19 protein-coding genes are annotated in these 21,820 nt (G+C 64.3%); 12 read left to right on the top strand and 7 right to left on the bottom strand.

Features of this window, described 5'->3' with window-relative positions; all coding sequences use genetic code 11:
- Positions 1–36: 36 nt before the first annotated feature.
- On the bottom strand, positions 37–1,170 hold the full coding sequence (locus GC162_16935; protein ID MBI1370322.1) for a Nif3-like dinuclear metal center hexameric protein: 1,134 nt from the start codon (positions 1,168–1,170) through the stop codon (positions 37–39).
- A 53-nt stretch (positions 1,171–1,223) separates the two neighbouring features.
- Between GC162_16935 and GC162_16940 the strand changes: the two genes are divergently transcribed.
- Positions 1,224–2,072 (top strand): hypothetical protein, encoded by an 849-nt coding sequence (locus GC162_16940; protein MBI1370323.1) that lies wholly within the window; start codon positions 1,224–1,226, stop codon positions 2,070–2,072.
- A gap of 22 nt (positions 2,073–2,094) precedes the next feature.
- On the opposite strand, the gene GC162_16945 is transcribed toward GC162_16940, so the two are convergent.
- Positions 2,095–2,700, bottom strand: coding sequence for an AAA family ATPase (locus GC162_16945; protein MBI1370324.1), 606 nt, complete (start codon positions 2,698–2,700; stop codon positions 2,095–2,097).
- Between the two features lie 123 nt (positions 2,701–2,823).
- On the opposite strand from GC162_16945, the gene GC162_16950 reads away from it, so the two are divergent.
- Positions 2,824–3,420, top strand: a complete 597-nt coding sequence (locus tag GC162_16950; protein ID MBI1370325.1) for a hypothetical protein — start codon at positions 2,824–2,826, stop codon at positions 3,418–3,420.
- A gap of 9 nt (positions 3,421–3,429) precedes the next feature.
- Here the strand turns inward: GC162_16950 and GC162_16955 are convergent, their stop codons facing one another.
- The 3 genes from GC162_16955 to GC162_16965 form a co-directional block, all read right to left on the bottom strand.
- Complete coding sequence (locus GC162_16955) at positions 3,430–4,923, bottom strand: AAA family ATPase (GenBank protein ID MBI1370326.1); 1,494 nt, start codon at positions 4,921–4,923, stop codon at positions 3,430–3,432.
- Positions 4,924–4,956: 33 nt separating this feature from the next.
- The gene (locus GC162_16960) at positions 4,957–5,430 is read right to left on the bottom strand and encodes a hypothetical protein (GenBank protein MBI1370327.1); all 474 of its coding nucleotides are present in this window, start codon (positions 5,428–5,430) and stop codon (positions 4,957–4,959) included.
- A 260-nt stretch (positions 5,431–5,690) separates the two neighbouring features.
- On the bottom strand, positions 5,691–8,339 hold the full coding sequence (locus tag GC162_16965; protein MBI1370328.1) for a pyruvate, phosphate dikinase: 2,649 nt from the start codon (positions 8,337–8,339) through the stop codon (positions 5,691–5,693).
- Between the two features lie 110 nt (positions 8,340–8,449).
- On the opposite strand from GC162_16965, the gene GC162_16970 reads away from it, so the two are divergent.
- From GC162_16970 to GC162_17000, 7 genes are all read left to right on the top strand, one after another.
- Positions 8,450–9,841: an aminodeoxychorismate synthase, component I gene (locus tag GC162_16970; protein MBI1370329.1), complete on the top strand. Its 1,392-nt coding sequence runs from the start codon at positions 8,450–8,452 to the stop codon at positions 9,839–9,841.
- 82 nt (positions 9,842–9,923) lie between these two features.
- A complete protein-coding gene (locus GC162_16975; GenBank protein MBI1370330.1) occupies positions 9,924–10,982 on the top strand; it encodes a hypothetical protein in 1,059 nt (352 codons plus the stop codon).
- Between the two features lie 36 nt (positions 10,983–11,018).
- Positions 11,019–11,807, top strand: coding sequence for a PhzF family phenazine biosynthesis isomerase (locus GC162_16980; protein MBI1370331.1), 789 nt, complete (start codon positions 11,019–11,021; stop codon positions 11,805–11,807).
- 82 nt (positions 11,808–11,889) lie between these two features.
- Positions 11,890–12,786 carry a hypothetical protein gene (locus GC162_16985; GenBank protein MBI1370332.1) on the top strand — a complete coding sequence of 299 codons (897 nt, stop codon included), beginning with the start codon at positions 11,890–11,892 and terminating at the stop codon, positions 12,784–12,786.
- Positions 12,787–12,821: 35 nt separating this feature from the next.
- Complete coding sequence (locus GC162_16990; GenBank protein ID MBI1370333.1) at positions 12,822–13,325, top strand: hypothetical protein; 504 nt, start codon at positions 12,822–12,824, stop codon at positions 13,323–13,325.
- Positions 13,326–13,339: 14 nt separating this feature from the next.
- A complete protein-coding gene (locus GC162_16995) occupies positions 13,340–14,233 on the top strand; it encodes a hypothetical protein (protein MBI1370334.1) in 894 nt (297 codons plus the stop codon).
- Positions 14,234–14,252: 19 nt separating this feature from the next.
- The gene (locus GC162_17000) at positions 14,253–16,082 is read left to right on the top strand and encodes a hypothetical protein (GenBank protein ID MBI1370335.1); all 1,830 of its coding nucleotides are present in this window, start codon (positions 14,253–14,255) and stop codon (positions 16,080–16,082) included.
- A gap of 102 nt (positions 16,083–16,184) precedes the next feature.
- Here GC162_17000 and GC162_17005 read toward each other — a convergent pair whose 3' ends face one another.
- Complete coding sequence (locus GC162_17005) at positions 16,185–16,769, bottom strand: HAD-IA family hydrolase (protein MBI1370336.1); 585 nt, start codon at positions 16,767–16,769, stop codon at positions 16,185–16,187.
- Positions 16,770–16,844: 75 nt separating this feature from the next.
- On the opposite strand from GC162_17005, the gene GC162_17010 reads away from it, so the two are divergent.
- Together GC162_17010 and GC162_17015 are read left to right on the top strand one after the other, a co-directional pair.
- Positions 16,845–18,134, top strand: a complete 1,290-nt coding sequence (locus tag GC162_17010) for a PQQ-binding-like beta-propeller repeat protein (GenBank protein MBI1370337.1) — start codon at positions 16,845–16,847, stop codon at positions 18,132–18,134.
- Between the two features lie 34 nt (positions 18,135–18,168).
- Positions 18,169–18,981: a hypothetical protein gene (locus GC162_17015; GenBank protein MBI1370338.1), complete on the top strand. Its 813-nt coding sequence runs from the start codon at positions 18,169–18,171 to the stop codon at positions 18,979–18,981.
- A gap of 233 nt (positions 18,982–19,214) precedes the next feature.
- Here GC162_17015 and ilvC read toward each other — a convergent pair whose 3' ends face one another.
- Positions 19,215–20,234 carry a ketol-acid reductoisomerase gene (gene ilvC / locus GC162_17020; protein MBI1370339.1) on the bottom strand — a complete coding sequence of 340 codons (1,020 nt, stop codon included), beginning with the start codon at positions 20,232–20,234 and terminating at the stop codon, positions 19,215–19,217.
- Between the two features lie 344 nt (positions 20,235–20,578).
- On the opposite strand from ilvC, the gene GC162_17025 reads away from it, so the two are divergent.
- The gene (locus tag GC162_17025) at positions 20,579–21,301 is read left to right on the top strand and encodes a hypothetical protein (GenBank protein ID MBI1370340.1); all 723 of its coding nucleotides are present in this window, start codon (positions 20,579–20,581) and stop codon (positions 21,299–21,301) included.
- Positions 21,302–21,820 lie beyond the last annotated feature (519 nt).

Below are 21,820 nucleotides of genomic sequence, written 5' to 3' on the forward strand. Positions count from 1 at the left end.
ACCCTCACCCCGGCCCTCTCCCGAAGGGAGAGGGGGTCAGACGATCACGAGCGGATCGGCGTCTATCTTGGAAATATCGATTCGCACGGATTTGCCGAGCAATTTGTGCAGATTCGCCTTGAGCACGGGCAGGTAGGGGCGTTCGGTGTTCGTGTGATCGGTGAGGATGACGGAGATGCCGGCGGCGTTGGCGGCGAGGATGTCGTGATGGCGCATCTCGCCGGTCAGGTACGCATCCCCGCCTTGCCCCTTGAGGAGTGATCCCCCGGCCCCGGCGCAGAGCTTGATCTCCCGGACGGCGTGACCGCGCCGGCGATGGCGCTCGCAGCGGGCCAGGCGCACATGCTTGAGGCCCAGATGCTTTTTGATGCGGGTCACGAGTGCGTCGATCGAAATGGGACGATCGAGCGTGACCGCCCGGCCGGGGCCGATGCCGACACGCGGGCGGGGCGTCAGGGGATGAATCTCCCATGCGGGTTCTTCGTAGGGATGCGTTTGCAGAATCGCCTGTGCGACATGCGCGAGGTCGCACTGATCGCTGACCATTTCGAGTCGGACTTCCTCGACGGATTCGAGCTGGCCGGGGGCGCCGATGACGGGGTTTGTCGTTTCATCGCCGCGGAACGTGCCCATGCCGGGGAGACTGAACGAGCAGTGATCGTAGTGGCCGACGTGCCCGGCGCCGGCGGAGGCCATCGCTTCGCGCACCTTGTGCAGATGTTCGGTCGGCACGAAGACGACGACCTTGTGCGTCTGATGGTGCGTGATCGGCGCCGCGGGTTGAATCGGATGACGGTCCCCATCGCCGAGGCCGTCGGCGAGGAAGTCATTGACGCCGCCGGGCGCGGCATCCAGCGCCGTGTGCGGCGAGTAGACGGCGATGCCGGCTTCGAGGAGGCGCACGAGCAGGCGCGACTTGGGCAGCGCGGCGACAAGCCGTTTGACCGGTTCGAAGATCGGCGGGTGATACGCGACGATCATGTCCGTCTTGCGGGCGATCGCCTCGTCGAGCACCGGCTCGGTCAGGTCAATGGTCAGCATCAGCCGGCGCACCGGGCGGGGGTTGGTCGGCTCGACGAGCAGGCCGACGTTGTCCCATTCCTCGGCGAATTGAAGCGGGGCGAGGGTCAGCAGTGCGGTTTGTACTGTTTGTAACGAGAGTGATTTCACGGTTGCGAGTTTACCCTAAATTGCCTGTTGCGTAGAACCGATGTTGATTCGGTATGAACGGTCGCGTTCTCATTTTATCGGACACGCATCTGGGACGTCCGGAAGCGGCGGCGCGATCGGCGCAGGCGCTGCGGCCGCTGTGGCAGCGCGTCGATCATCTGGTATTGAATGGCGACGTGGCGGAGGTGCATCATCCGGTGCACCGAGGAGCGGCGGCGCGGCAGGTCGTCGCGCTTCAGGAGATGTGCGAAGAAGACGGTGTGGCGGTCACGATGCTTTCGGGCAATCACGATCCGTATCTGAGCGATCGGCGTCATCTGCATCTGTGCCAGGGCCGGGTGTTCGTGACGCATGGCGACGTGATGCATCCGTCGATCGCGCCGTGGAGTCCGTCGGCGGAGAAGATCCGCACGGTGTACGAGCTGGCGATGGCGAAGATTCGGCCGGAGCTGCGCGGTGATCTGGAGCAGCGGCTGGCGGCGGCGCAGCACGCGGCGCATGCGGAGTGGGCGTATCTGGAAAAAGCGCCGCCGAAGTCGACGGCGCTGGAAGTGCTCAAGCGGCCGTGGATCATTCCGATGGTGCTCGCATACTGGCGTCGCATTCCGCACCTGGCGGTGGAGTTCGCGGCACAGATGGTGCCCGAGGCGCGTTTCATCATTCTCGGTCACACGCATCGGCACGGCATCTGGAAAATCGCCGACCGCGTCGTGATCAATACGGGCAGCTACGGATTTCCGGGGAAGCCCCGTGCGGTGCTGATCGATGGCGGAGAGATGACGGTTTGGCCGATTGTGTTCGACGGCCAGACGTATCACACGGCGGCAAATCCGCTGGCGCGCTTCGATGTGACGCGCGGGTCGGCGGAGCGCCTGCCGCAGGGGCATCCGGTCGTGGCGTAAACGTGCGACGCCGTGAGCGGCTTTAATCGAGTTCAATGATGCGGTCGGCGCGCGGGCGCGTGGCGTGAATCAGCGCGGCGTTGGGTTTGTCGTTCGCCTCGATCTTCGCATCGGCCTGCGCCTTGGTGGAACCGCCTAGAACATGGCGTGCGTGCACGCGCTTCATGCACACATCGAGCGGCGTGTCGAGATACCACACTTCATCGAGCAGCGGATGCACGCGGGCCCACGGGCCTTCGTCGAGCAGCAGGTAGTTGCCTTCGACGATGATCAGCCGGTGCTCGGGCTGAATGTGCATCGCTTCGGGGATCGGGTCGTGCAACACGCGGGAGTACACGGGGGCGAGCACAAGCTGATCGGCTTTCCGCAGGGCTTGGAGCGTCATGACGAAGCGGGCGACATCGAACGTCGGGGGCGAACCCTTGCGCGGTCGAAGTCCTCGGGCGTCGAGCTGGTCATTGCGGAAGTGGAATCCGTCGAGGGAGAGGACGAGGCCGCCGAGCGGATGGGCCAGTTGATGGGCGAAGGTGGACTTTCCGCTGCCGGGCGGGCCGGTGAGGCCGATCATGAGTCGGGGCTGCGCCAGGGCGGCGAGACGAGCGTTGATTTGCTCGACGATACGTTGCATGACTAGAGCATATCCGAAGACGAGGCGGGCGCGGTCATGTTTTGTGGGATTTGGGTTGATCGACGTGGCCCGGCGCGCGATGATGAGGGGACGATTCACCTCACGCAGATGGAGTCACGCAAGATGAAACGATCGATCCCGTACCTGTGCGTGCTGGCGGCGCTGATCGGGGCGGCGGCGTTGTGGGCGGACGAGCCGCGCTGGCCGTTCACTTCCATCAAGGCCAAGAGCGCGGCGGTGCGGTATGAGAAGACGGTCAAGACGGCGGATGCGGATCACAACCGCGCGCTGGACACGGCCCGCAAGGAGTTCATCGCGGACCTGAACGAAGCGATGGTCGATGCGACGAAGGCGGGTAATCTCGAAGAAGCGATACGCATCAAGGACGCGAAGGAACAGCTCTTGGGCGCGGAGAAACCTGCCGGCGCTCCGGCAACCGCGCCTGCAGCCGGGACCGCCGCCGACAAGACCGCGCTGACGAGCCGGCTTGTCGGCTCGAAGTGGCGACAGGATGACCCGAACCTCACGGAGTGGCTCCTCGCGGAGAACAACGTGGCGGTGGCGGCCTCGGGGCGAAAGGGCGTCTGGCAGGCGATCAACAACTGCACCATCTGTGTGAAGTTCGAACAGTTCTACGTGATGTCCGTCAACGATGACATGGAGTCGGGCACGGGGTACTCGACGCAGGGCAAGTCGTGGGCGACGCATCGTATGAAATGAACGGATCGATCAGAGTCGATCGGCGATGAGACTGGCCAGTTCGGAGCGTTCGGATTTGGCGAGCATGACGTGCCCGACGATGCCGACGCCTTTCATGGCCTCAACAAGATACGAGAGTCCGTTGGACGACCCATCGAGGTAGGGGTTGTCGATCTGTCGGACGTCGCCGGTGAGGATCAGCTTCGTGCCTTCGCCGACGCGAGAGGCGATGGTTTTGACTTCGTGGGGGGTGAGGTTCTGGGCTTCGTCGACGATCATGAACTGATTGGGGATGGACCTGCCTCGGATGTAGGTCAGGGGTTCGAGGACGATCTGGCCGGAGTCGATGAGGGCTTTGATGCGCTGCTCGGGGGTTTTGGATTCAGCGTGCTGCGAGCCGGCGCCGCGGGTGGAGAGCAGGTACGTAAGGTTATCGAAGATCGGCTGCATCCATGCCGTCAGCTTGTCCTCGACGTCGCCGGGCAGATAGCCGATGTCGCGGCCCATGGGCATGATCGGCCGGGCCACGAGCACGCGGTCGTACCGCTGCTCGTTGAGCGCCTTGGCGAGTCCGGCGGCGAGTGCGAGGAGCGTCTTCCCCGACCCGGCGGTGCCCAGCAGGGTGACGAGGCGAATCTCGTCATCGAGCAGCAGGTCCAGCGCCATGGTCTGCTGCACGTTGCGGGCGAAGATGCCGAAGACGCTTTTGCGCGGCGCGGTGACGGGGATGAGGTGATTCGTTTCGCCAAGCCGACGTCCGAGGCCCGTGTGCGACGGGTCGAGGTTGTCGTGGAGCATGGCGAACTGGTTGGCCTGGAGTTTGATCGGCTGCGGCTTTCCGGCGGGCGCGTGCTGCTCGGCATCGGGGTCCGCTTCGGGCCGGGGCAGGTACGGCTCGATGTCCGAGAGCGGAATCTGCTTTTCTTCGTAGAGCTGATTGATGAGGGCGGTGTCGACGTTGAGCGTGACATACCCGGTGTACAGACGATCGGCGTCGACCTTCTGGGCCTCGAAGTCCATCGTGGGGATGCCCAGCGCATCGGACTTGATGCGGGCATTGATGTCCTTGGAGATGAAGACCGTGCGGTCGCCGCGCTTCATGTGTTGATAAGCGACGGAGATGATGCGGTTGTCGGGCGTCGGATTGCGCAGCGCGGCGGGGGGGTCGTTGACGGCGAAGTCGATCTTCACGGTGCCGCCGTGCCCGTTCCAGCGCACGCCATCGCTGAGCTTCCCCTTGCGGCGAAGACTGTCGAGATGGCGAATGACCTGGCGGGCGTTGCGGCCGACGTCGTCGTTCTGCTTCTTGAAGGCGTCGAGTTCTTCGATGACGACGAAGGGGATCACCACTTCGTTGTCAGCGAACATGAAGAGCGATTCGGGATTGTGCAGAAGGACATTGGTGTCGAGGACGAAGACTTTACGTTCGTTGTCTGGGGCCGCGTCGGATGAAGCTGGCGTCACGGATGTATCTCCCACACGAGTCTGACGTCGATCCGCCGCCGTGCAGTGTAACTGATCCATCCGGTCAAGGCACAGCCCTCCCGCATCGGGCGCTTAGTCCTCTTCGAGTTTGCCGGGCGGCACGAAGTTGCTCACATCGTGGTCGCTGAAGGTGCACATGTCTTCATGGCGGAGCTGATTGGCGGGGACGCCGAGCATGCCGAGGATGTAGGGCTCGATGACGGCCTGGCCGCCGACGAGATACAGATCGCTCTGGACGGCCCGGCAGAAGCGGATGATGATCGGTTGCGAACCGATGACGTAGTCCTTGGTGGCGAAGCGGACGCGCCACATGGTGCACGGCTCAAGGAACTGGTTGGAGAGGAAGCCCACGCCGCCGCGGCTGATGTCGCGCAGCAGAATGGGGATCGGATGCTCAAGCTCCATTTCGTCGATGGGCTCAAGCTTCGCTTCGCCGCGCACCACGAATCGCTGGTAGCGGCGCTGCACTTCGACGGGCGGATCCTTGCGATGCTCATCGAGCTTCGCAAGCATCTCCATCAGTTCCTGCGGCTTGGTCGTCGACATGTCGTTTGCTCCTGCAGTCATGGCAGGCTCCTCATAGTTACGGCCCGTTGCGGCGGCGGACATGGCCGAGGCAACGCGAACCCGGTTACGGCGGATATTCCTATCATCGACAAATCAGCCAAATGCCTTCAATCAGGGCATCACCTTACCCCCGCCAATCGCAAAAAACGCCGTTCCTATCGGACGGGGCGACGACGGCCAAATAAAAACCCCCGGCATTGCCGGGGGTTGGCGTTAAGCGGGAAACGACTGCCGAGAGATCACATTTTCAACGCCGCCTGAGCCGCCGCCAGCCGGGCGACCGGCACGCGGAACGGGCTGCACGAAACGTAGTTCAGGCCGACTTTCGCGCAGAAGGCGATCGAAGCCGGGTCGCCCCCGTGCTCGCCGCAGATGCCGCACTTGAGCTTGCCCTTGGTGCTGCGGCCCTTGCGCACCGCCATATCGACAAGCTGCCCCACGCCCGACTGGTCCAGCGACTGGAACGGATCGATGGGCAGAATCTCCTGCTTGATGTAGTCGGGCAGGAACGTGTTCACGTCGTCGCGGCTGTACCCGAAGGTCATCTGCGTCAGGTCGTTGGTCCCGAAGCTGAAGAAGTCCGCTTCCTGCGCGACTTCGTCGGCGGTCAGCGCGGCACGGGGAATTTCGATCATCGTGCCGATGGTGATGTCGAGCTTACCCGTGTACTTCCTGGCCTTCTTGATGTCGGCGATGACCTTCTCGGTCAGCTCGCGCAGCACGGCCAGCTCGCGCTTCGTGCCCACGAGCGGGATCATGATTTCCGGAATCGCCTTGATCTTCTTCTTGAGGCAGTTGATCGCCGCTTCGGTGATCGCCGTCACCTGCATCTCGAGAATCTCGGGATACGTCACGGACAGACGACATCCGCGATGACCGAGCATCGGGTTCGCCTCGTGCAGCGCCGCGACGCGACGCTTGACCGCGTCGCTCTTGACACCCAGCGCCTTGGCGACTTCCTTCTGACCCTTCTCATCGTGCGGCACGAACTCGTGCAGCGGCGGATCGAGCAGGCGCACCGTCACCGGCAGCCCGTTCATCGCCTTGAAGATCCCTTCAAAGTCGCTCCGCTGGAACGGCAGCAGCTTCGCCAGCGCCTTGCGGCGGGCCGGTTCGCTTTCCGCGAGAATCATCTCGCGCATCGCGATGATGCGCTCGCCTTCGAAGAACATGTGCTCCGTGCGGCAGAGGCCGATGCCCTGTGCCCCGAATTCGCGGGCGCGCTTGGCGTCGGCGGGGGTGTCGGCGTTGGTGCGGATGTCGATCTTGCGATACTTGTCCGCCCAGCCCATGACCGTCGCGAACGTGCCCGAAAGCTTGGGCTCCATGCGGGCGATCGTCCCGGCCATGACCTCGCCGGTCGAGCCGTCGATCGACAGCGTGTCGTTGTGCGTGTACTTTCTGCCGTTGACGGTGATGATCCGCTTCTTCTCATCGATGTGAATCGCACCGGCTCCGGCGACGCAGCAGCGGCCCCAGCCGCGGGCCACCACGGCCGCGTGGCTCGTCATCCCGCCCGTCGAAGTCAAAATGCCCGCCGCCGAGTGCATCCCGTCGATGTCCTCGGGGTTGGTTTCCTTGCGGACCAGCAGCACCTTTTCGCCGGCGTGCGTGCGCTCGACCGCTTCCTCGGCCGTGAACGCCAGCTTGCCCACCGCCGCGCCCGGCGAAGCGGGAAGGCCGATCGTCAGCACGGTCGCCGACTTCTTGGCCTTGGGGTCGAAGCTCGGCAGAAGAAGCTGCGTCAGGTCGGCCGCGGGAATGCGCAGCACCGCCGTCTTCTCGTCGATGAGCTTTTCCTTGACCATGTCGCAGGCGATCTTCACCGCCGCCACGCCGGTCCGCTTGCCGTTGCGCGTCTGAAGCATGAAAAGCTTGCCGCGCTCGATCGTGAACTCGATGTCCTGTACGTCCTTGTAGTGCTTCTCGAGCTTGCTCTTGATGGCGATCAGTTCGCCGTACACCTTCTTGTTCCACTTGGGCATCTCCGCCACCGGCAGCGGCGTGCGGATGCCCGCCACGACGTCTTCGCCCTGCGCGTTGACGAGGAACTCGCCGTAGAACTTGTTCTCGCCGGTCGAGGGATTGCGCGTGAAGGCCACGCCCGTCCCGCAGTCGTCGCCCATGTTGCCGAACACCATCGACTGGACGTTCACCGCCGTGCCGAGCAGGCCCGTGATGTTCTCCACCTGACGATACCGCACCGCACGCGGCTGCATCCAGCTCTTGAACACCGCTTCGATCGCCAGCTCAAGCTGCTTGATCGGCGTCTGCGGGAACGGCGAGCCGACGTGCTTGCGGTAAACTTCCTTGTACGCGTCGCACAGCTCGATCATGCCCTTCGTCGGCACATCCGTGTCGAGCTTGGCGTTGTACTTCCGCTTGATCTTGTCGAACGCGACTTCGAAGTGTTCGTGGTCGACGTTCATCACCACGTCGCCGTACATGTTGATCAGTCGGCGGTAGCTGTCGTAGGCGAAGCGCTCATTGGCCGTCGCGTTGGCGATGCCCACCACGGACTGATCGTTGAGCCCGAGGTTCAGGATCGTGTTCATCATGCCCGGCATCGACGACGCGGCGCCCGAACGGACCGACACGAGCAGCGGGTTCATCTTGTCGCCGAACTTCTTGCCGGTTTCCTTTTCGAGCGTCGCGACGTTCGCTTCGACCTGCGCCATCAGCCCCGCAGGCAGCTTCCGGCCGGACTTGTAGTATTGATCGCAGACTTCGGTTGTGATCGTGAAGCCCGCGGGCACTGGCAGGCCGATGCTGGTCATGTCGGCCAGGTTCGCCCCCTTGCCACCCAGCAGCAGACGCTGATCGCGCTTGCCTTCAGTCTTGGTCTTGCCAAAGTAATAAACCCACTTCGCTGATTGCTTCTTGGCCATTGGTCGTTCACCCTTTGTCGGTGTGGTTGGTGATGCGGTAAGTCGTGAAAAAAGCCCGCCGTTTTGCGGCCGTACCGTGGCTTTCGGGGTGTCGAGTATAGTATCCGCAGATGCCAAGTCAATTAGTGCAGTCCGATTCAGCCCTTGCCGCGCTCGCCGCCGCGACCGCCGATCCGCTCATGCTTCTGCACTCCGGTCGGCCGCATCCCCGCTGGGCCGTCCGCTCCCTCCTCGCCCAGCCCGCCGCATGGTTCCGCTACACCGCGGATCATCGCTCCCATCTGACCGGCCTCGACCGCCCATTGACCCACAACCTCTGGCGCGACCTGCGTTCACTCTTGAATGACCCGACCCTCCCCGGTCGATGGTTCGGCTACTTCAGTTACGACCTCGCCTCCCTCATCGAACCCGCCAAACTGACCCCCGTTCATCCCAACGACTGGCCCCTCGTCCAACTCGCCTACTGCCCCCACACCCGCGAATTCCCCCCTGGAAACCCGCCCACAAAGCCGCGGGATGAGCGCAGCGACGCCGCCATGCGTAGCGGCTTCGCGGAGCATGGAGCCCCGGATGCGTTCACCTCCAACCTCCCCCAACACGCCTACGAATCCGCCGTCCGCCGCGCCCTCCAATACATCGCCGCCGGCGACATCTTCCAGGTGAACCTCGCTCAAACCTTCACCACCCAATTCACCGGTAGCCCCCGCGCCCTCTACCACCGCCTCGCCGCCCTCAGCCCCGCCTGGTACGGCGCCTACATGGAACTCCCCCATTTAGCGGCGGGGCTTGCCCCGCGCGTCCCCCCCCCTCGCGCCATCCGCTCCACCAGCCCCGAACTCTTCCTCCACGTCAAAAACAACCACATCACCACCCGCCCCATCAAAGGCACCCGCCCCGCGCTCCCCCCAAGGCGGGGGGACTTGAGTCCCCCCGTTTCCGATCTCCTGACCTCCGAAAAAGACCGCGCCGAACTCAACATGATCATCGACCTGATGCGCAACGACCTCGGACGCGTCTCAACCTACGGCTCCATCCGCGTCACCGACCCCCGCGCCCTCGAATCGCATCCCACCATCGACCACACCACCGCCACCATCGAAGCCGACCTCCACCCCTCCCGCGACATCGTCGACCTCCTCCGCGCCACCCTCCCCGGCGGATCCATCACCGGCGCCCCCAAAATCCGAGCCATGCAAATCATCCACGAACTCGAACCCAACCCCCGAGGCCCTTACACCGGCTGCCTCGGCTACATCGCCAAAGACGAACTGCACCTCAACATCGCCATCCGCACCATTCTCCTCACCCCCGCCAACCCGAATGCTCAGCGCAGCGATGCCGCCATGTGTAGCGGCTTCGCGAAACAGGGAGCCCCGGATTCCCCCACGTACCGCGCCGCCTTCTCCACCGGCGCCGGCATCGTCGCCGACTCCAACCCCACCGCCGAATACCACGAAACCCTCACCAAAGCCGCCCCCCTCATGCAGGCACTCACCGTTTAGCGGCGGGGCACCGCCCCGCGTGCGAATTGGCGCATCTCACCACCACGGTAAAATGTCAACGCCCATTCCGGAGTGCTCCACCATGTCTTACGTTCGTATGACGATCGCGCTACTTCTCATCGCTCCGTCGGTGCTCGCGGATGGCTTTAAGTTGGTCCACGATAAATATGACGTTCAGCCCATAATCACGAACAACTCGGATTACCGCATCTACGGCGATCGCGACAAATTGCCGGATGCTGCCGATCCCGCGAAGTTGCAGCGATTGACGCTATGGACGCAGCGCACGGTCACCCAACTGGAAACAATCGTTCATGCCCAACCCCCGGCCGGGTCCGACAAGTTGGCGACCTCCGAGTTCTACGGTCACCAACATGACGCGGCCAACAAGATGATCGACGCCATGATCGGTCTGCCCGTCCGCGAGCGAATGACGGTTTTGCAAGTCATCCAGCGCGATCCGCCCCGTCCGCCAAAGTATGTTGGTGAAAATGAATCGCTCTCGCGCCGCGCGGATTATGAAGCTGAAAAGACTCGCTATGAGGTTCTTTTGGCGGACTTCCGCAAGCGGCGCTATCTGATTGTCATGGAGATTCCTTGGCGATCATCCGCCGCGCTCTCCCGCACTGCCCGCGAGGAAATCGCCAAGGCAAAGGATGAAGACAAGGCCATGTTGCGCCAGAGATGGGAGGCACGCAAGCCCCGACACTTCGTCTATTTCTTCGGCGGCGATGAAGTCGCCGAATGGAAACCCGATCAGGTTCACGACGTCGTCGGTCTCGTTCGAGCGGCGGGCATGTTCTGCTATGACGGCGCAGCTTCGAACAACTACAAAGCGGGCTTCGGCAATGAAGATGTCTTCGTCGGACTCGAACTACTTCTGAAGATTGTTCCCGATCCCGGCAATGCGCCTGCCGCCGCGGCTCCGGCGGCGCCCGCAGCCCCCTCGGCCGACGAGATGGCGGCCAAGACGATGCAGATGGCGCACAATTATCGGCAGGCCGGTCGCCTTGATCTGGCCCGCGCGGAATACGACAAGATCGTGGTCGCCTACCCCGACGCTGCGATTGCCAAAGAAGCGGCCCAATGGATCGAGTTCATCGACAAACAGCGCGACGCAGCATCCGGCCAAAAACCTTAAGACGCGCGCCCTCGGCACGCCGCTATCATGTCCTTGATGTCCCTGCCGATTTTTCAGATTGATGCGTTCACCGACACGCCCTTCGCCGGGAATCCGGCGACGGTGGTGATTCTCGAAGGGCCGGCGAAGGCGACGTGGATGCAGCGCGTGGCGGCGGAGATGAATCTGTCCGAGACGGCCTTCGTCGAACTTCACGAAGACCACATCGGCCTGCGCTGGTTCACGCCGCTGCTGGAAGTCGATCTGTGCGGACACGCCACGCTCGCGGCGGCGCACGCGCTCTGGCAGACCCAGCGCGCGGAAGGACCGATCGCATTCCACACGCGCTCGGGCGTGCTGACCGCGCGGCAGCGCGGCCCGTGGATCGAGCTGGACTTCCCCGCCGACGAGCCGCAGCCGACGCCGCCGCCGCCGGGCATCGCCGACGCGCTGGGCGTGAAAATGGTGCATATCCGCCGGGGCGTGAGCGATTTTCTCGTCGAAGTCGAGTCGGCGGAGGTCGTGCGTCAGCTCATCCCCGATTTCGCCCGGCTCGCCCGCATCGAAGCGCGCGGGTTCATCATCACCGCGCCCAGCGATGACGATCGCTACGACTTCATCAGCCGCTTCTTCGCCCCCCGCTTCGGCATCAACGAAGACCCCGTCACCGGGTCCGCCCACTGCACGCTCTCGCCTTACTGGAGCGAGAAACTCGACGATGACGAACTAGTCGGCTACCAGGCGTCGCCGCGCGGCGGATTCGTCCGCACGCATCGCAAGCGCGACCGCGTCGTCCTCAGCGGGCAGGCCGTCACCGTGCTCGCCGGCGAACTGACGGTGGACTGACCGCGCGTTGGCATGAGGCGGGGGGACTTAAGCCCCCCCGGCTGCGTTGACGAAACCGTCATCGCGCAGGACGATACGGTCGATGAAGGTCTACCTCAACGGCAAATTCGTCGACGCCAGCCGGGCGCGTCTGAGCATTTTCGATGCGTCGGTGCAACATGCCGTGGGCCTTTTCGAAACGATGCGCGCCGCACATGGCCGCGTGTTTCGACTCATTCCGCATGTCGAGCGGCTCATCGCCTCCGCCCGGCTATTGGGTCTGAGCGATCGGCTTCGTCCCGGCCCGCTGGCCGAGGCGGTCGAGCTGACGCGCGAGAAGAACAACCTTGCCGAGGCCCGCATCCGTCTGACCGTGACCGGCGGCGATCACTCGCTGCTGACCGGCAAGTCGCGGTCGAAAAACGGCGGACATCACCCGTCGATCTTCATCACCGCGACCGAACCGACGCAGTACCCGGAGGCGATGTTCACGCAGGGCGTGCCGGTGGTGATCGCCGACCCGAAAGCCAATCCGTTCGATCCGGCCGCGTCGCACAAGACGCTCAACTACTGGACCCGCCTTCAATCGCTTTCCGCCGCCGCGGTCGCCCGGGCCGGCGAAGCGCTCTGGTTTACCGTGACCAATCACCTGTGCGGCGGATCGGTGTCCAATGCGTTCATCGTCAAAGACGGCCAGCTTCTGACGCCCTTCGCCCGCGGCGAGGAAGTCAGCGGGGCGCTGCCCTCGCCCGTCCTGCCGGGGATTACGCGCGCCGCCGTGCTCGAAATCGCCCAGGCCATGGACCTGCCCGTGCAGAAGAAGATGCTGACCATCAACGATGTGCTCGAGGCCGACGAACTGATGCTCACCAACAGCAGTTGGCACGTCCTGCCCGTCGTGCGCGTCGAGAAGGAAACCATCGGGTCGGGCGACGTCGGCCCGATCACGCAGCAGATTCGAGAGCGCCTGCTCAAAACCATCGAAGAGGAATGCGCGTAAAATCCCCGTCGCGCCGCCCCATGGAGACCCCGTTCATGATTCATCCCACCGTCGCCCGCCTGCTTGTCATCCTCTGCCTCGCGTCGCTCTTGGCCGGCTGCGCCTCCGAACCCAAGCCCGACAACACGAAGCTGTATCAGAGCAAGGTGCTGGTCAAACCGCTGAGCGTGGTGCTGGCGCAGGCGCTGATCGCCAAGAAGAAGGCGGGCGAGGAGCTGCCGGAGGATTACCAGTCGGTGGACTTCGCCGTGTCGGTCATCGAGTCGATTCGGCTTCAGCACCCGGAAGTGTTCATGGTGACCGAAGCGCAGGAAAAGGCCTTTTTCAACGGAAAATTCGACGATCGCTACAACGCCAAGCGCGTCAGCCAGCTCATCGATCAGGTCACCGAGCTTCACGTTCCGCTCGACACCATCAACAGCTACCTCGTGAGCGAATACCTCAACGACAAGCTTCACGGCGTGCGGCTCGAACTGGCCGCCCGGCTGCTGGCGGCGCAGGTGAAGACGGCCAAGATGAACACGACCGGGGCGAATTGAACCGGCGGTGATGCGTGACTGAGGGCGATACCGCAAGCACACTCGTGTTCCACCACGGCGCGCTGGGCGACAGCGTGATCGTCTGGCCGATCCTGCGCGCGCTGGGCCCGCTCGCGCTTTTTGCCCCGCGCGAAAAGGCGCGCCTCGCCGCCGCGGCGCTGCCGTTGGTCACGCCCATCGACGGCGACGCGCCGGACCTGAGCCGACTGTTCTCCCCGGGCGCGACGATGGAGGTCAGCGATGATCTGCGCGACCGGCTCGCTGCGGCGGGACGCATCATCAGCTTCATCAGCAATGGTCAGGACGCCTGGGCGCAGAACGTCATGGCGATGGCGCGCGAGGCGCATCTTTACTTCGTGGACCCGCGGGCGATGCCGGATTGGGATCGGCCCATCGTGCAGGCGCACCTGCATCAACTGCATCAGCAGGGGCTGGACATCCGGCCGCTTTTGGCGGATCGGCGGCACAATCCCGACGGGCCGGTGCTGGTGCATCCGGGCAGCGGGGGTCGCGACAAATGCTGGCCGGCGGAGCGCGTCGAGGCGCTCGTCGATCACCTGATCCGCATCGGGCGGCCGGCGCAGCTTCTGATCGGCCCGGTCGAGCGGGAGCGTATCGAGGCGCGGCGGCTGGAGCATTGGCGATCGCGCTACGAGGTGGCCGAGCCGTGGGATTTGTCGGAGTTGGCACGCGTGATGGGGTCGGCTCGCGTGGTGGTGGCGAACGATTCGGGGCCGGCGCATCTGGCGGCGGGACTGGGCGTGGCGACGGTGGCGCTATTCGGACCGACGGACCCGCGCGTGTGGGCGCCGCTGGGCCCGGCGGTGTCGATTCTCGCACCGGAGGAGCCGGCGCCGATGAACTGGCTGGAAGTCGAGCCGGTCATCGAGGCGGTCGCGCGCTGGTGAGGTTTCGTATCATGTGCGCATGATTTCGTGCGTGATCACACAATTGGCGGCGGGATTCCTGGCGGGGGTGCTGACGCTGCTGTTGCGCGTGCGGCCGGCGTCGCTGACGGCGATGACTTGGCTTATGCTCGACGTGCTGATCGTGCAGGCATGGATGCTCGGATCGGGCTTGGCGGGGCGGCTCGACGTGCGATCGCAATTGTTCATCGCGGTCGGTGCGCTGCTGATCAGCGCACTGCTCATCGGGATTTGCCGGCGGGCGATCGTCAGCGAATGTCGATTCATCGGCCGACGATGTCGCGCGGCGATGGGGCGGCTCGGTGTATGGCGCATCGTCGTGATGATGTTGATCATCGGTGGGATGCTTGCGTGGTGCGGGGCGACGGGCTGGCTTGTCGGGCCGTATCTGCCGGATGTGACGACGTATCACCTGGCCCCGCCGGCGGACTGGGTGGCGAACGGTCGGATCGAGTCGCTGCGGTGGCTGGATTCGCGGGCGAACTGGCCGCAGGGTCAGGGGCTTTTGGCGATGAGCTGGATGAATCCGCTGCGGGAACTGCGGGCGGGGGTGCTCGGGGAATTGCCGTGGTTAGTGCTCGCGGCGGCGACGGCTTGGGCATGGGTGCGACAGCTCGGCGGGGGGGTGCGATGGGCCTGGCTAGCCGCGTGTTTGACGGCGGGCGTGCCGGTGGCATGGGCACAGGCGACGAGCGGGCTCAACGACTTCGCGGTGGCGACGTTGATGTTCGCCGCGATGGCTCCGCTGCTGGGGCGAAGCGTGAAGCGGGGGCAAGTATGGGTCACGTTGCTGGCGATCGTGCTGGCGATGGGCGTCAAGCCGACGACGATGTTCATGTTTCCGGCGATCGTGCTGCTGATCATCGCGCGGCGGATCGGCGGACGCTTCGAGCGCGGCGGGGGGCGTAGTGCGATCGTCATCCCGCTATTCATGCTCGCCGTGTGCGTCAGCGGATTCTGGTACGGGCGCAACGCGATGGTGCATCAGAATCCGTTGTATCCGGCGCCGATCGCATGGGGCGATCGGGTGATCGCGCGCGGGAATGTGCAGGTGGAGGGGAATCTCGGCGGGCCGAGTATTGCGAAGTTGAAACAGAATGTCGGGGTCATGGTGACGGATCGGATGTGGGACGTGCACAAGCTGCGCGACGGGCTGACGCCGCGCGCGAGCGGGTTCGGCTTGCTCGCATCAGGGGCGGGAACGCTGGCGATGCTCGTTTTGCTGTTCATGCGGCGGCGGATGGCGATGGGGATCATCGCGATGTTGATCATGGTCGTGTGCACGGCGGCGGCGGCGGAGCCGGATATCTGGAACGGGCGGTTTTTCAGCGTGTATGCGTTGGTCGGTGTGGTCGCGGCGGTGATGTTGGGGCGGGTCATGCCGTGGCGATTCATGAGCGTGGGTTGGGCGCTGGCGTTGATCGGATTGGGGTCATGGGGCGCCTGGCGGGGGATCGACGCCACGGTGCCGCCGCTCGCCAAGGCGTATTGGCAGGAGCACGGGCTGAGCAATGTACCGGATCGGGCGATGCTCTTTCACGATCACGCCTGGATGCTCGACAAGGTCGCGGAGGTGCCGGAGGGTTTGACGATCGCAATCACCGGCGACGGCCCGCGGGCGCCGGTGGCGCTGATGCATGGCGAGCATCTGGATCGGAAGCTGTTTTACTATCCGGCGGCGATGGATCCGTATGTGTGGAAGGATTGGCGCGACAAGGGGGTCGCATGGCTGATTCCCTCCGTGCCGGAGAGCGAACTGGGCGCGATCGACCGAGGCATGCGCGGGTTGGGGCTTTATCGTTTTGAAGACGGGCTGTACGGACTGCCATAGGGCGATGTGATCTATTGTCTTTGGGTGATCTCATCGCAAATCACCCATGCATGGGCGATCAGGCGCGGGGCGCTTGCGAAGGGTGAATGCGGGATGGGAGGATCAGGTCAATCGCCGCACGGCGTACATCGTGCGCACATCGACGCAGTCCATGCCGGCGCGTCGGGCGGCCTCGATGCCCAGATCGGTGTCTTCGTAGGCGCAGGCGCGCTGGGGCGCGACGCCGATGCGGCGCGCCGCTTCGAGGAACACATCCGGTTCGGGCTTGTGTCGGGTCACGTCATCGGCGCAGACCAACGCGTCGAACCAGTCGAGGATATTCAGGTGTTTGAGCATGCGCTCGGCGCTCCATCGCAGGGAGCCGGTGGCGACGGCCATGGGCAGCTTGCCGCGGTGTTCGGCGGCGATGGCGACGACGGGCTCGATGCATCCGATCTCGTGCAGCGCTTCGTGGAACGCCAGTTCCTTTTCATGCGCGACTGCTTCGACGTCGAGGGAGAGGCCGGCTTCGTCAGCGAGCATGGCGACGATCTTGTTGGTCGGCACGCCGCCGAGGGAGTAGAAGCGGTCCTCGGGCAGATGCAGGTTGTAGCGATGCAGCGTCGTGTTCCATGCCAGGAAGTGCGCGGGCATGGTGTCGGCGAGTGTGCCGTCGCAGTCGAAGATCAGGCCGAGATACGGTTTCATAAGCGAGCATGGTAGCGCGGCGACCGGGGCGGGTACAATACGGATGACGCCCAACTCAACACGGAGGCCTTGACCATGCTCACCGATGTGCGATGGCGGACATTTCTGGTCGTGCTCACTCTTGTCGGCGCCGGCGCGGTTTTCGCCGGGGACTGGCCGCAGTTCGGCGGGCCGGGGCGGGACAACCATTCCGACGAGCAGGGGCTCATGAAGGAATGGCCCAAGGACGGGCCGGGCATCGCATGGCGCGTCGAGACGGCGGGGATCGGGTACGCCTCGGTGTCGGTGGCCGGGGGGCGCGTGTTCACGCAGGGGATCGTCAACGAGGTCGAGCAGGTGATCGCGCTGGATGAGAAGGACGGTCACACGCTCTGGATGATCGCCGCGCAGCCGGAGGCGAAGCCGTACAAAAATGGACAAGGCGACGGTCCGCGCGGGACGCCGACGGTGGATGGCGATCGCGTGTACGCCGAGAGCGGTCAGGGCGCGTTGAGCTGTCACGAAGTCGCCACGGGGAAGATCGTCTGGCAGCGTTCGCTCACGAAGGACTTCGGGGGCCACGTGCCCGGCTGGGGCTACAGCGAGTCGCCGCTGGTCGTGGGCGACTGGCTGATCGTCACGCCCGGCGGCAAGGGCGGAACGCTGGCGGCGCTGAACAAGATGACGGGCGAAACGGTTTGGGAATCGAAGGGCGTCACGCAGGGCGCGCAGTATTGTTCGCCCCAGCTTGCGGAGATCGCGGGCGTGAAGCAGATCATTCAGATGGCGCGCGACAGCGTCTTCGCGGTCGAATTGGCCACGGGTAAATTCCTCTGGGAATACAAGCACGCCAACAACGGGACCGCCAACGTCTGCATGCCCCTCATCAAGGGCGACTACGTCTTCGCCTCCAGCGCCTACGGCACCGGCGGCGGACTCGTGCATGTCACGCGCGACGACCAGACATGGAAGGTCGACGAGGTGTATTTCGAGAAGCGCATGGCCAATCATCATGGCGGCCTCGTGCGCGTCGGCGACTACATCTATGGGTTCGGCTCGCGCGACCTGATGTGCATGAACTACATGACGGGCGCGATCGCATGGTCGGATCACTCCGTCGGCAAGGGCTCGATCATCGCGGCCGACGGCATGCTGTATCTGCTCGGCGAGCGGCGGGAGATGGCGCTGGCGGAGGCCACGCATGAAGCATACCGCGAGCACGGCCGCTTCAAGCTCGAGGATCAGAACGCGCCGACATGGGCGCATCCGGTCGTGGCCAACGGGCGGCTCTACCTCCGCAATGAAAAACAGATCACCGCGTTTGACCTCAAACCGGCCCTGACCGAACGCCCCAGCGGCGATTCGCGTACAATCTCCGGTTCGTAAGACATTCGATTCCACCCACCCCCGAGGACTTTCCATGTTCAAATCGCTGATCGCCATCGTGGTGCTGCTGGCCGTGGCAGCCGGGTTTTTCGCCGTGCAAGCGACCGCTGACGACAAGCCGGCCCCGTTGAAGGTGCTGCTCATCGCCGGCGGATGCTGCCATGACTACGCCAACCAGAAGGACATCCTCAAGAAGGGTCTGGAGGAGCGGGCGAACGTCCAGGTGACGATCGCGTACGACGATGATCACGGCACCAAGCACCTGAACCCGGTCCTCGAGAAGGACGATTGGGCGAAGGGTTTTGACGTGATCCTGCATGATGAATGCGAAGCGGACGTGAAGGACATGGCGACGATCGACCGCATCCTCGCGCCGCACAAGGACGGTCTGCCCGGCGTGGCGCTGCACTGTGCGATGCACTGCTTCCGCTCCGAAGGTTGGAACAAGCCCGAGACCCCGACGCCCTGGCAGCAGTTCCTGGGCCTCCAGAGCTCCGGCCACCGCCATCAGGCCCCCATCGCCATCCACTTCGACGACTCGACGCATCCGATCACCAAGGGCATGGAGGACTGGACCACCATCAACGAAGAGCTCTACAACAACTTCGCCGGCGGACTGCTGCCGACGGCCCACGCCCTCGCGCACGGCAAGCAGGACAACAACAACGACGTGTGCGTCTGGACCAATGTCTACAACGGCAAGGCCCGCGTCTTCGCCACGACCATCGGCCACAACAACCAGACCGTCTCCGACCCGCGCTACCTGGATATGGTCACCCGCGGCCTGCTCTGGGCCTGCGACAAACTCAACGACGACGGCACCCCGAAGACCGGCTACGGCAAATAAGCCGCCCGTCGTCGTTCATCCGATGTTCACCCCGAAGCCCATGGCCTCACGCCATGGGCTTTTTTTCCCATACACTCCCCACGCCGCGCAACAAAAAACCCTCACGCTCCCGCGTGAGGGTTCACTGAATCTCAGGGTCTCGTCGCTCCGGCAACGGCGATTCGCCGGAAAGTGTCAGGTCGATTAAGCCATGCTAGGCGGCCAATCCAACCGGGACGTCGGCCCGCCGAAAATTATTCGCCCGGCGGGGTCTTGGCCTTGAGCCAGGGCATCATCGCCCGGAGTTTGCGGCCGGTGACTTCCACGCCGTGGTTACGGTCGGCCTCGTAGAGCCGCTTGAAGTTCTTCATGCCGCCTTCGTACTCGGCGCGCCAGCCCTTGGCGAAGTCGCCTTTCTGGATGTCGGTCAGGGCCTGCTTCATGCGGGCTTTGACGTCGGCGGTGATGATCTTGGGGCCGACGGACAGATCGCCCCATTCGGCGGTGTTGGAGATCGAGTAGCGCATGTAGCCCAGCCCGCCCTGATAGATCAGGTCGACGATGAGCTTCAGTTCGTGACACACTTCAAAGTACGCCATCTCCGGCGGGTAGCCGGCTTCGACGAGCGTCTCGAAGCCCGCCTTGATCATGGCGGACAGGCCGCCGCACAGGACGACCTGCTCGCCGAACAGATCGGTTTCGCATTCGTCCTTGAAATTCGTCACGATGACGCCGGAGCGGGCGCCGCCGATGGCGATGGCCCACGCCATGGCGATCGACTGCGCGTCCGCCGAGCCCGACGGATTCTGATGCACAGCGATGAGGCACGGCACGCCGCCGCCGCGCTGATACTCGCTGCGGACGAGGTGGCCGGGGCCTTTGGGGGCGATCATGATGACGTTCACATCCTTGGGCGGCGTGATCGTCTTGAAGTGGATGTTGAACCCATGCGTGAACGCCAGCGTCTTGCCCGCCGTCAGATGCGGCGCGATCGACTTGGCGTAAACCTCCGGCTGGACCTCGTCGGGGAGCGTCACGAGGATCATGTCCGACTTCTTGACGACTTCGTCAACGGACATGGGCGTGAACCCGTTTTCGATGGCGAGCTTGCCATTGGGCGAGTCGGCCCGGTTGGCGACGATGACGTTCAGGCCGGACTCGCGGGCGTTGAGGGCATGGGCGTGACCCTGCGATCCGAAGCCCAGCACGCCGATGGTCTTGCCTTGGAGCGGCCCGAGCGAGCCGTCCTTCTCGTACAACATCTCAATGGCCATATCGTTTTTCCTTGAAAAATGGACCCGGTAGGTTAGCGGGGCCGATCCGATGCGTCAAACCCCGCCTGACCGGCGAGGCGGCCCGATCGGCGGCAAACTGCGAAAAATATGTTGAGATCGACGGGGCATGTGGTAACTTGAAGTAGGCCCCATCTGCGGGGCTGAGGCGTTTTGCCATTTCAAGTCCCTTGGAGAATGAATCCATGTTCAGCCCCGCCCAATGCCGCGTCTTCGCCGCCCTCTTCGTCGCCGCCGTCGTGTCGCTGACCGCCGCACCCTTCGCCGCCGCCGCCGTCGTCTCCGATGACTTTTCCTACACCCCCGACGATGCAACCCTCCTGGGCATGACCGGCGGGACCGGCTGGACCGGACAGTGGGGCGCGTCGACCATCAGCAGCAGCAACACCAGCCGCATCAAAATCGACGCCGACAACAACCTGACCTACTCCGGCGGCGGATACAACGTCCCTCAGACCGGCGTCGGACTCGCCTACGGCGACTTTAACGGCTTCCGCGGCATCAACCGCTACATCAACACCGACCTCGTCGGACAGGTCTGGTTCTCCATCCTCGTCAAAAACACCTCCTCCAACTTCGTCTCCGGCATCGAGTTCAACAACCATGCCGATGCACCCTTCGGCGGAACCGACTACGCACAGGGCGCCTTCGACGTCGGACTCTTCGGCACCAGTCTCAACGTCCGCTACAACAGCGTCAACACCACCGGCGTCGCCACCCTCGCCCTCAACGCCGTCCACCTCATCGTCGGCCACATCGTCATCGGCGCCGGCAACGACACCCTCCAGGTCTGGGCCGACCCCGCAAACCTCGCCTCCCTCGGCACCCCCCTCTTCAGCGCTTCCTCCGCCAACATGGGCAACGCCCTCTACCTCGCCGGCATCTACGCCTATGGCAACGTAACGAGCCTCAACGGCCAGGTCGACGCCCTCCGACTCGCCGACGGCCCCAACGCCTTCGCCAACGTGACCGGCGTCCCCGAACCCTCGAGCTTCGCCCTCCTCGCCGTCCTCGCCGCCCCCCTCCTCCGCCGCCGCGCCCGCCGCTAACCCGCATCGTCCCATCCTGCGTCCTCTCCCCCGCGCGCACCGCGCCGCCCCCGCCCCGCCGCGCTCGCCCATTCCCACCCCGCTGCAACATCGCCGGTTAACGCGCTCGTCGAACTCAGCCGCGCGCACGGTGCGCATGGCCCAGCAAATTCCTCCCCGCGCCACCCCCATTCCCGCCCCAAAATCGCCCCCGCCCCGCCCGCCCCGTCACCCCCGTGCGCCTTTCGGTCACCCCCATGCGCCATCCGCGACACACCCATGCGAACCGGTGGGTGATATTCCCCACTTGTCATCTCCCCGCCCTGCGCGCAACGGTGAATCGACGTCATCCATCACGGCAAACGCATCACGTCACTTCGCCCCGAAGGGGCGGCCGCATGTCGCCACGGGTGGAGCGACACCCGGCCAAGCCGGGCGGAGCGGAACCCGTGGGGTTGATTCGTACATGATCTTTTCGCCCCGGCAAGGCGAAGGACTCCGCCGCCCCGCCGGGGCGAGGGATGGGGCGTGACGCGGGAA

Source organism: Planctomycetota bacterium, assembly GCA_016125255.1.
In the GTDB taxonomy this organism is placed as follows: domain Bacteria; phylum Planctomycetota; class Phycisphaerae; order Phycisphaerales; family Zrk34; genus RI-421.